General features: G+C 64.2%; 10 protein-coding genes. 5 read left to right on the top strand and 5 right to left on the bottom strand.

Going from position 1 to position 9139, the window contains the following annotated elements; genetic code table 11:
- Nucleotides 1-376: hypothetical protein (locus ABY403_RS09455; protein ID WP_372840541.1), on the top strand; the 376-nt coding region annotated here is incomplete at its 5' end.
- Nucleotides 377-388: 12 nt separating this feature from the next.
- On the opposite strand, the gene ABY403_RS09460 is transcribed toward ABY403_RS09455, so the two are convergent.
- Both ABY403_RS09460 and ABY403_RS09465 read right to left on the bottom strand, forming a co-directional pair.
- The gene (locus ABY403_RS09460; protein ID WP_372840542.1) at nucleotides 389-1477 is read right to left on the bottom strand and encodes an ABC transporter ATP-binding protein; all 1089 of its coding nucleotides are present in this window, start codon (nucleotides 1475-1477) and stop codon (nucleotides 389-391) included.
- 89 nt (nucleotides 1478-1566) lie between these two features.
- Entirely contained in the window at nucleotides 1567-2346 is a 780-nt protein-coding gene (locus ABY403_RS09465) for an SDR family oxidoreductase (protein WP_372840543.1), read from the bottom strand.
- Between the two features lie 117 nt (nucleotides 2347-2463).
- Between ABY403_RS09465 and ABY403_RS09470 the strand changes: the two genes are divergently transcribed.
- Both ABY403_RS09470 and ABY403_RS09475 read left to right on the top strand, forming a co-directional pair.
- Entirely contained in the window at nucleotides 2464-3468 is a 1005-nt protein-coding gene (locus ABY403_RS09470; RefSeq protein ID WP_372840544.1) for a Hint domain-containing protein, read from the top strand.
- A gap of 57 nt (nucleotides 3469-3525) precedes the next feature.
- Entirely contained in the window at nucleotides 3526-5121 is a 1596-nt protein-coding gene (locus ABY403_RS09475) for a peptide chain release factor 3 (RefSeq protein WP_372840545.1), read from the top strand.
- A 110-nt stretch (nucleotides 5122-5231) separates the two neighbouring features.
- On the opposite strand, the gene ABY403_RS09480 is transcribed toward ABY403_RS09475, so the two are convergent.
- Nucleotides 5232-6401 carry a deoxyguanosinetriphosphate triphosphohydrolase gene (locus tag ABY403_RS09480; protein ID WP_372840546.1) on the bottom strand — a complete coding sequence of 390 codons (1170 nt, stop codon included), beginning with the start codon at nucleotides 6399-6401 and terminating at the stop codon, nucleotides 5232-5234.
- A gap of 71 nt (nucleotides 6402-6472) precedes the next feature.
- Here ABY403_RS09480 and ABY403_RS09485 point away from each other — a divergent pair, with 71 nt between their 5' ends.
- Together ABY403_RS09485 and xth are read left to right on the top strand one after the other, a co-directional pair.
- A complete protein-coding gene (locus ABY403_RS09485) occupies nucleotides 6473-6796 on the top strand; it encodes a HesB/IscA family protein (RefSeq protein ID WP_372840547.1) in 324 nt (107 codons plus the stop codon).
- Nucleotides 6797-6968: 172 nt separating this feature from the next.
- A complete protein-coding gene (gene xth, locus ABY403_RS09490; RefSeq protein WP_372840549.1) occupies nucleotides 6969-7748 on the top strand; it encodes an exodeoxyribonuclease III in 780 nt (259 codons plus the stop codon).
- A gap of 55 nt (nucleotides 7749-7803) precedes the next feature.
- Here the strand turns inward: xth and ABY403_RS09495 are convergent, their stop codons facing one another.
- Together ABY403_RS09495 and ABY403_RS09500 are read right to left on the bottom strand one after the other, a co-directional pair.
- On the bottom strand, nucleotides 7804-8967 hold the full coding sequence (locus tag ABY403_RS09495; RefSeq protein ID WP_372840550.1) for an FAD-dependent oxidoreductase: 1164 nt from the start codon (nucleotides 8965-8967) through the stop codon (nucleotides 7804-7806).
- 46 nt (nucleotides 8968-9013) lie between these two features.
- A partial coding sequence (locus tag ABY403_RS09500) for a TraR/DksA C4-type zinc finger protein (RefSeq protein WP_372840551.1) occupies nucleotides 9014-9139 on the bottom strand: 126 nt, incomplete at its 5' end.

Raw genomic sequence — 9139 nt, forward strand, 5'->3', positions numbered from 1 at the left:
GATGAAATCTTACGAGCCCTATCTGACCAGCCCTGGGCAGATCGAAATGTCGTGCCCGCCGCGGCTTCCCTGCCACGGATTATTTCTACGCGCAGAAGACGGTGTGATGCTTCTCACCATGTTTCCGCGCACACGAATGTTGCGATTTTCCTTTTTCCGGCAAGGGCTTGCTGGCTTCGGTTCGCTTTACCCCGGATACTCGGTGCTGGGGCGCGATCATACCGATGGCATGTTGCGCGGCTCGGGTGCGGTGCTTGAACACCTGCCCCCGCCCGTCACCGATCTGATGGGACTGGCGCGCGCAACAGGCTTCCGCGAGGCGGCAACGGTTCCAACGCTGTTTCGCAACTACCTGATGGACAAAATCCCGATCTAAGCCGCCACCGCCTCAGCGCGCAGCAAAGACAAAGCAACGATCGCGGCGGATCATCAGCCACATCGGCGTGCCGGGGGTGGGCAGAAATACGCCGGGCACCGAGGCCATCAGCACCGAGCCGTCAAAATCCATACCAAACTCCACCAGCGATTCACGGCCCAGAAACCGCGCCCGCAGCACCTGCCCCCGCGCCGCCGTGCCTTCGGCCGCAGTGGGCGCGGGGCCGCGCCCGGCACGGTCGAAATCAAGCTTGAGGTGCTGCGGGCGGATTGCGATTTCCACTTTGGTGCCATCGGCATGACCGGGCGCCAAGAAAGCGCCAAACGCGGTATCGATCAGCGCGCCCTGCACCTTGCCGGTGAGAATGTTCAGGTCAGAAAAGAACGCGGCAGCCTCGCGGTCTGCCGGGGCGTTGTAAATGTTGTAGGGCGCGCCGCGCTGCACAATCTCGCCCGCGCGCATCAGCAAGATCTGGTCTGCCATCCGCATTGCCTCATGCGGCTCGTGCGTGACCAGCAGCACAGCGGCACCTTCTTCTTTCAGCAGTTGCAGGGTTTCGTCGCGGATCGCATCGCGCAGCCGCTCGTCCAACCCCGAAAACGGCTCGTCCATCAGCAAAATGCGGGGTCGCGGTGCCAGCGCGCGCGCCAGTGCAACGCGCTGCTGCTCGCCCCCCGATAGTGCGTGTGGATAGCTTTGCGCGTGGTGCTGCATATGCACCCGCTCCAACAATTCCGCCACGCGGCGCGCCTGCTCGGGGCGCGCGCCGTGCAGCCCGAAGGCCACGTTCTGGGCCACCGTCAGATGCGGAAAAAGCGCAAAGTCCTGAAACATCAGGCCGACGCCGCGCTGTTCTGGCGGCAGCTGCACACCTGGGCCCGCAATCGGCGTACCGTCCACCCGGATCACACCCGCATCGCCCGCATCGACCCCGGCGATGATCCGCAGCGCGGTGGTTTTGCCGCAGCCCGATGGGCCGAGCAGGCAACTGACCTGCCCCGCGGCAACCTCGAAGGAAATCCCGCGCAGTACCTGCCGTGCGCCGAACGCTCGGGCAAGGCCCTGCACCTCAAGCCGGGAAGGGGGCGGCGATTGCGACACGCGGCTATCCGATCAAATCACTCAGGCTTACCCGATATCAGCGCCGACTTGGCCGTGCAAGCAATGCGGCGCGGGCGCGGGCGCGGGCCTTACAGGGTTGCGTTGAACGCGCCGCCATCAAGAAGGATGTTCTGGCCCACGATGTACCCGGCATGTGCCGAGCAGAGGAACGCGCAGGCCGCACCAAACTCGGCAGGCGTGCCATAGCGCCCGGCGGGAATACCGGCGGCGCGGCGCGCGGCGGCTTCGGCCGGGGTGATGCCCTCGCGCGCGGCAGCACCCGCATCAAGCGCCGTGGCGCGGTCAGTGGCGTGCAGGCCGGGCAAGAGGTTGTTGATCGTCACACCGTTGCGCGCCACCTGCCGCGCGGTTCCGGCGACAAAGCCGGTCAACCCGGCGCGTGCTGTGTTGGAAAGCCCAAGCTCGGCAATCGGCGATTTTACCGCGGCCGACGTGATGTTGACCACCCTGCCCCACCCGCGCTCGATCATGCCCGGAAGGCAGGCTTGCATCAGCGCCACCGGGGTCAGCATATTGGCATCGATGGCGCGCAGAAAATCGTCGCGGCTCCATGTCTGCCAATGGCCGGGCGGTGGCCCCCCGGCGTTGGTGACCAGAATATCCACAGCGCCCGCCGCCGCCAGCACCCGCGCGCGCGTTTCGGGCTCTGTGATATCGCCCACTACCGCGTCAACCTTTACGCCGTAGCGCGCGGCAATCTCTGCCGCCGTCGCGTTCAACGCCTCGGCACCGCGTGCGTTGATGACAAGATCCACGCCAGCCGCCGCCAAGGCCTCGGCCACGCCGCGCCCAAGCCCCTTTGATGCCGCCGAAACAAGCGCGCGGCGCCCGCTGATACCCAAATCCATTGATCTCTCTCCTCGCTGCGGCAACCCGCGACTTGACGCCTCGCGGTCAAAAGGCAATACCCGCACTTGCTATTCGATGCCAGTGCGCTGCGCCATAGCAAGGATCGAGGTTCCTTTATGCCCAACCAGAACACAGCGCCGCTTCCCGGTCAGCCTGCGCATGTGTTCATGGCTGACGCGATCTGCGTCACCAGCGGCGCCAACCACGGCGATCCGCTTGGCGAACCCGAAGCCTGCCTGCCGGGTGACGTTTACCAGCTTTCCCGTGGTGCCGAGCCGGTGCGGCTGGTGCTGGCCACGGGTGGTGCCGGGCAAAGCGTGGCGGCAGGTTCGGAAATTGGCGCGCCGGGCGATGCGATAGCGCTGGTTGCGCGCCACGTGCTGATGGCACCAGACGGCGACACCGTCGATATCCTGATCATTGAACATGAGGCCAGCGGGCGGCTTTACGCGCTACCGCTTTCCCCGATTGCGCCGCGCACCGACTATACCCTGCTCGAGTCGCAACACGACCCGGATGCGGCGCGACTATCAGACCTGATCTGTGTCGCGTTCTGCACCGGCACGCTGATTACCTTGGCGGGGGGCGAACAACGCGCGATCGAGGCGCTTAGGCCGGGCGATCGGGTGCTGACCCGCGATTCCGGCCCGCAACCATTACGCTTTGTCGGCAAGGCCAGCCTGCGCGCGATTGGCAGCTCTGCCCCGGTGGTGATCGCGGCGGGCACGCTTGGCAACGAGGGCGATCTGGTGGTCAGCCCACATCACAGGATCTTTCTCTATCGGCGGGGCGCGCAGCGGCTAGGCGATACCTCCGAGATTCTGGTGCAGGCCAAGCATCTGGTCGATGGCGAAAGCGTCTGGCGACGCGAGGGTGGCCATGTCGATTACTACAGCCTCGTCTTTGATCGGCACGAGATCATCTATGCCGAGGGCATCCCATGCGAAAGCCTTCAGGTCAGCGAGGCGATGCTGCACCTGATGCCCGAGGCCATGTCCGAAAGCCTGCGCGCAGACTTTCCCGGGCTGCGCCACCGCCCGCATTTCGGCACCGAAGCGGGCCGGGCGCAGTTTGATGCCGCAACCCGCGCCGCGCTTTTTAAAAAGCGCACCCGCGACTAGGCCGCAACCCTGCCCCCGCGCTTGCGTGGCTCTGCGCCAGCAGATACACCGCGCGCCATGAACATGCCCGCCACCCTCCCGCCTGAAATCGCCCGCCGCCGGACCTTTGCGATCATTTCGCACCCCGACGCCGGCAAGACCACGTTGACCGAAAAGTTCCTGCTCTTTGGCGGCGCGATTCAGATGGCCGGTCAGGTGCGCGCCAAGGGCGAGGCGCGGCGCACCCGCTCTGACTACATGAAGATCGAGGCCGACCGCGGCATCTCGGTTTCAGCCTCGGCGATGAGCTTTGATTTCGGCAGCTTTCGCTTCAACCTCGTCGATACCCCCGGTCACTCGGATTTTTCCGAAGACACATACCGTACGCTGACCGCCGTCGATGCCGCGATCATGGTGATCGACGGCGCGAAGGGCGTGGAAAGCCAGACCCGCAAGCTTTTTGAGGTTTGTCGGCTGCGCGATCTGCCGATTCTGACCTTTTGTAACAAGATGGACCGCGAAAGCCGCGATACCTTCGACATCATCGACGAAATCCAGCAGAATCTGGCAATCGACGTGGCCCCCGCCTCTTGGCCCATCGGGCAAGGGCGCGATTTCATCGGCTGCTACGACATTCTGCATGACCGCTTGGAACTGATGGACCGCGCAGACCGCAACCGGGTGGCCGAAAGCATCAAGATCGACGGTCTTGCCGACCCGAAACTGGCCGAGCATGTGCCAGCGGAGCTTCTGGCGAAGCTGCGCGAAGAGCTGGAAGTCGCGCGCGAACTTTTGCCAGTTTTCAACCGCCAAAGCCTGCTTGAAGGTCACATGACGCCGATCTGGTTCGGATCGGCGATCAACTCGTTCGGGGTGCGCGAATTGATGCAGGGCATCGCCGAGTTTGGGCCAGAGCCGCAACCCCAACGCGCCGAGTCCCGCCGCGTCGCGCCGGGTGAGGCGGCAGTGACCGGCGTGGTCTTCAAGGTGCAGGCCAATATGGACCCCAAGCACCGCGACCGCGTGGCATTCGTGCGCCTTGCCTCGGGGCATTTTCAGCGCGGCATGAAGCTGCTGCATGTGCGCAGCAAAAAGCCGATGGCGGTTTCAAACCCGGTTCTGTTTCTGGCCGCAGACCGCGAATTGGCCGAAGAGGCTTGGGCAGGCGACATCATCGGCATCCCTAACCACGGCCAGCTACGCATCGGCGATGCGCTGACCGAGGGCGAGGCGCTGCGCTTTACCGGCATCCCGTCCTTCGCGCCAGAGCTGCTGCAAGGCGTTCGCGCGCTTGACCCGATGAAGGCCAAGCACCTCGACAAGGCGCTGACCCAGTTCGCCGAGGAAGGTGCAGCCAAGGTCTTCAAGCCAATGCTCGGCTCCGGCTTCATCGTGGGCGTCGTGGGTGCCTTGCAATTCGAAGTGCTGGCCAGCCGGATCGAGCAGGAATACGGGCTTCCGGTGCGGTTCGAGCCGTCGCAATTCACCTCGGCCCGCTGGGTGACAGGGCCGAAGGACGAGGTGGAGAAGTTCGTGAACGTGAACAAGCAGCACATCGCGCGCGACAGCGACGGCGACCTTGTGTTCTTGACGCGGCTTCAATGGGATATCGACCGCATCGGGCGCGACTATCTGACGCTGAAGCTGACATCGACAAAAGAGATGATGGTCTGAGGGGCCTGCACTTTAGGGTGCCAGCCACATTGGCGCTGGGGCAGCGATAGCCCATTCTGCGGGTCAGGCGCTGCCCCGCGCCAAAGGTTCGGGGGTGAAAGTAGCGTGCCCTACCCCACCAGACGCCCAAACTCCTGAATAGCAAACCGGTCCGTCATCCCCGCCACGTAATCCAGCACAACGCGGGCAAGGGCGGTTTCGCTGTCGGCCTTGGCCACGTCGCCCTGCCAGTCTTCGGGAAGCAGCTCTGGCTGCGCAAGGAACAGCGGGAAAAGCGCGTTGATCATCGCCGTCACCCGCTCGCGTTCGGCCACCACGGTGGGGGCGCGGTACATGCGGGTGAAGAGGAAACTTTTGATCGCCTTGAGGTTTTGATAAAGCGGCTTGGAAAAGCGGATGATCGTCCCCTCCATCGCGCGGATATCATCGACGCTGCTGGGGCCGAGTGCGGCAAGGCGGTTTTCGGCCACCGCGATCACGTCCTCGACCATCACCCCAAACACGCGCCGCAGCGATTCATGACGGCGGCGGGTAGCGTCGAGGCCGGGATAAAGCCGGTCAACCTCGGCAAAAGCCGGGCCGACAAGCGGCAATTCCATCAGATCCGCCTCGGTGAACAGACCGGCGCGCAGGCCGTCGTGCAGATCATGGTGGTTATAGGCCACATCGTCGGCCACTGCTGCCACCTGCGCCTCGGCGCTGGCGTTGGTGGTCAGTTCCAGATCCCATTCGGCATCACACTCGGCCAGCGCGTAAGGAAGATGCGCGCGGTCTGGCACGGAATGGGCGCCCGCGCCGCCGATTACTGGGCCGTTGTGCTTGGCTATGCCTTCCAGCGTTTCCCAAGTCAGGTTCAGCCCGTCAAACCCGGCGTAGTGACGCTCCAACCGGGTGACGATGCGGATGGCCTGCGCGTTGTGGTCGAACCCGCCGTAAGGTGCCATCAGCAGCGCCAGGGCGTCTTCGCCGGTATGGCCAAAGGGTGGGTGGCCAAGGTCGTGGGCCAGCGCCACCGCCTCGGCCAGATCGGTGTTCAAACCCAGCACCCCGGCGATGGTGCGCGCGACCTGCGCCACCTCGATTGTATGGGTCAGGCGGGTGCGGTAGTAATCGCCCTCGTGCTCGACGAAAACTTGGGTCTTGTGTTTCAGCCGCCGGAAGGCGGAGGAATGGATGATCCGGTCGCGGTCTCGTTGAAACGGCGAGCGAAAGGTCGAGATGCTTTCGGAATGAAGCCGCCCCCGGCTGGCCGCCGGATCGCAGGCATAAGGTTTCAGCATCGTCCCCTCCGGCTTGTTCCGGCTTTTGTTCCTTCCTATATCGTGCAGGCACACCAGCTTGGAAAGCCCCGATGATCCTGCCACCCAAGGTTACCCCCCGCGCCTTCGCCCGTCTTGCCGCGATTAATGCGGGCCGCGACATGCGGCCCCTGCGCGTGGCGGTGTCTGGGGGGGGCTGTTCGGGGTTTCAGTATGAGATCGATTTCGGCACGCCCGCGCCGGATGATCTGGTGCTGGAGGGCGAGGGCCAGCAGGTGTTGATCGACCCGGTGTCCCTGCCCTTTCTTGCCGGGGCCAGCATCGACTTTTCCGAAGAATTGATCGGCGCGCGTTTTGTGGTGGAAAATCCCAATGCCACCGCCTCTTGCGGCTGCGGCACCTCTTTTTCGGTCTGAGGCCGGGCATAACACGTGTGTTATAAAGCCTATCCATCTGTTTTTACGCACTTTCTTACACGTTATTAAGGTTTTTGAAAGCTGTTCCCCGCAGCGGGAACCGCGCCCTTGCACGCAAGCCCTACCCATCGCGGCAATCGCAGCCTAAAAAGGGGCAAACGCGAGGTTGCCCATGAAAATTGCTACCTTCAACATCAACGGCATCAAGGCCCGGCTAGAGGCGGTGACCGCTTGGCTGGGCGAAACCCACCCCGACGTGGCGCTGTTGCAGGAAATCAAGACGGTGGACGAGGGCTTTCCGCGCGAGGCCATCGAAGACCTTGGTTACCGCGTTGAAACGCATGGGCAAAAGGGATTCAACGGTGTGGCGATCCTGTCGCGCTTGCCGCTTGAGGATGTGGCGCGCGGCCTGCCGGGCGACGAGGCCGATGAACAAGCGCGCTGGATCGAAGCCACCGTGATCGGGCTGAAAGCGGTGCGGGTGGTGGCGCTTTATGCGCCCAACGGCAACCCCGCGCCGGGGCCGAAATACGACTACAAACTTGCGTGGATGGCCCGCGCCCGCGCGCGCGCCGCCGAATTGCTGTTGCAAGAAGAACCTTTCGTTCTTGGCGGCGACTGGAACGTGATCGAGCAGGACCAAGATGCCGCACGCCCCGAGGCTTGGCGCGAAGATGCGCTGGCACTGCCGGACACCCGCGCCGCTTATCGCCGCCTTGTAAACCTTGGGCTGACCAATGGCCTGCGCGCCTGCCACCCTGAACCCGGGCTTTACAGTTTTTGGGATTTTCAGGCTTGGGCGTGGGAAAAGAACAACGGCATCCTAATCGACCATCTGCTGCTTGCCCCGCAGGCCGCGGACCTGCTGACCGCGGCAGGCATCGACAAAGATATGCGTGGGCGCACGAAACCTTCGGATCACGTTCCGGTCTGGGTCGAACTCGACGCTTGAAGCGCACGGGTTCACATTGCCAGAATGGCGCCACGCGGCACCCCAAAGCTGCCGGTCAGCCGCCCGCACCTTCGGTTGCATCAAACCCGTGCACCCAATCGTAGCGGTTCAACAGCGCGCCGGGCGCGACCTTGCCCAAAAGCCGCAGCCCCGCGTGGGCCACCAAGCGGCGTGCGCCGCCAAAGTGGTAGTTGCGCGCATTGGCGTTGGCGGCTTCGACGATGCGTGTGCAGCGCGCCGCCCGTGCGGCCTTGTAAGAGGCGAAAGCCGCGCCGCTGGTATCGTGGCGCGACAACCGCTCGGCTAGCACCCACGCGTCTTCCAGCGCCATTACCGCGCCTTGCGCCAGAAACGGCAGCGTCGGATGCGCGGCATCGCCGAGAATCGCCGCCCCGTGCCCCTGCCAGCGCACCGCGACAGGGTGGCGGAACAGACCCCAGAGCATCGGCGTATCGACCGCTTTGAGCCAACCGCGCACCTGCGGGCAAAACCTAGAGAAGGCCGCGCGCAGCGTCAGGGGATCGTCACGCAGGTTCCAGCTTTCTTCAACCCAGCGCCGCCGTTCCTCGATCGCCACGATATTGCGCAACCCGCGCCCCAGCGGATAGCTGACCAGATGCCGACCGGGGCCCATGAATAGCTGCGCCACAGGTGCGGCGTCAGGTTCGACAGGAATTGTTGCGCGCCAAGCCACCTGATGGGTGAAAAACGGCATGGCCGCGCCGTTTAGCGCCTCGCGCACTTTCGAATGCAGACCATCCGCGCCGATCAGCACTTCGCTTTCAACTTCGGCACCTTGAAGGGTGATGAAGCGCGGCGGATGCGCGCCCAGCACAACCCGCTCTACCTCTTGTAAAAAGCGGAACTGCACACCTGCGGCACGCGCGCCTTCGGCCAGAAGCCCGATCAACGCGCCGCGATGCACAAAACGGTATTCGCCCTTATCCAGCGGCATTCGCGCCAGCGGGGCACCACTTGGCCCGTCAAACAGCGCAATCGCCTCGGCGCGGGGGGCAATTTCGGCCAAGCCCTTGGCCAGACCGAGCGCGCGCAGCACGCGCATCCCGTTGGGCGAAATCTGCAAACCCGCGCCAACTTCGTGGATCGCATCGGATTGTTCGTAAACGGTTACCTGCGCCCCGCGCAGCGCCAAGGCGCGCGCTACCGCGAGGCCGGCTATTCCCGCACCCAAGACCGTCACCTGACGTCCGACCAGCATCGGCCGCTCTCCCGCCCTGCCATGTGCCCGGTTTGGGCTTTCGGCATCAATCGTCGCGGTGAACCCGCTCACGGCGTTCGTGACGCTCCTGTGCCTCGAGCGTCAATGTGGCAATCGGGCGCGCGTCGAGGCGCTTCAGGCTGATTGGCTCGCCCGTAAGTTCGCAAAAGCC

Origin of the sequence: Phaeovulum sp., assembly GCF_041596715.1 — a bacterium.
Lineage (GTDB): Bacteria > Pseudomonadota > Alphaproteobacteria > Rhodobacterales > Rhodobacteraceae > UBA6213.

Excerpts from the sequence above, each read along its gene's own strand:
- ABY403_RS09465 (WP_372840543.1), bottom strand. The coding sequence starts at position 2,346 with ATGGATTTGGGTATCAGCGGGCGCCGCGCGCTTGTTTCGGCGGCATCA.
- ABY403_RS09470 (WP_372840544.1), top strand. The coding sequence starts at position 2,464 with ATGCCCAACCAGAACACAGCGCCGCTTCCCGGTCAGCCTGCGCATGTG.
- ABY403_RS09475 (WP_372840545.1), top strand. The coding sequence starts at position 3,526 with ATGAACATGCCCGCCACCCTCCCGCCTGAAATCGCCCGCCGCCGGACC.
- ABY403_RS09480 (WP_372840546.1), bottom strand. The coding sequence starts at position 6,401 with ATGCTGAAACCTTATGCCTGCGATCCGGCGGCCAGCCGGGGGCGGCTT.
- ABY403_RS09485 (WP_372840547.1), top strand. The coding sequence starts at position 6,473 with ATGATCCTGCCACCCAAGGTTACCCCCCGCGCCTTCGCCCGTCTTGCC.
- xth (WP_372840549.1), top strand. The coding sequence starts at position 6,969 with ATGAAAATTGCTACCTTCAACATCAACGGCATCAAGGCCCGGCTAGAG.
- ABY403_RS09495 (WP_372840550.1), bottom strand. The coding sequence starts at position 8,967 with ATGCTGGTCGGACGTCAGGTGACGGTCTTGGGTGCGGGAATAGCCGGC.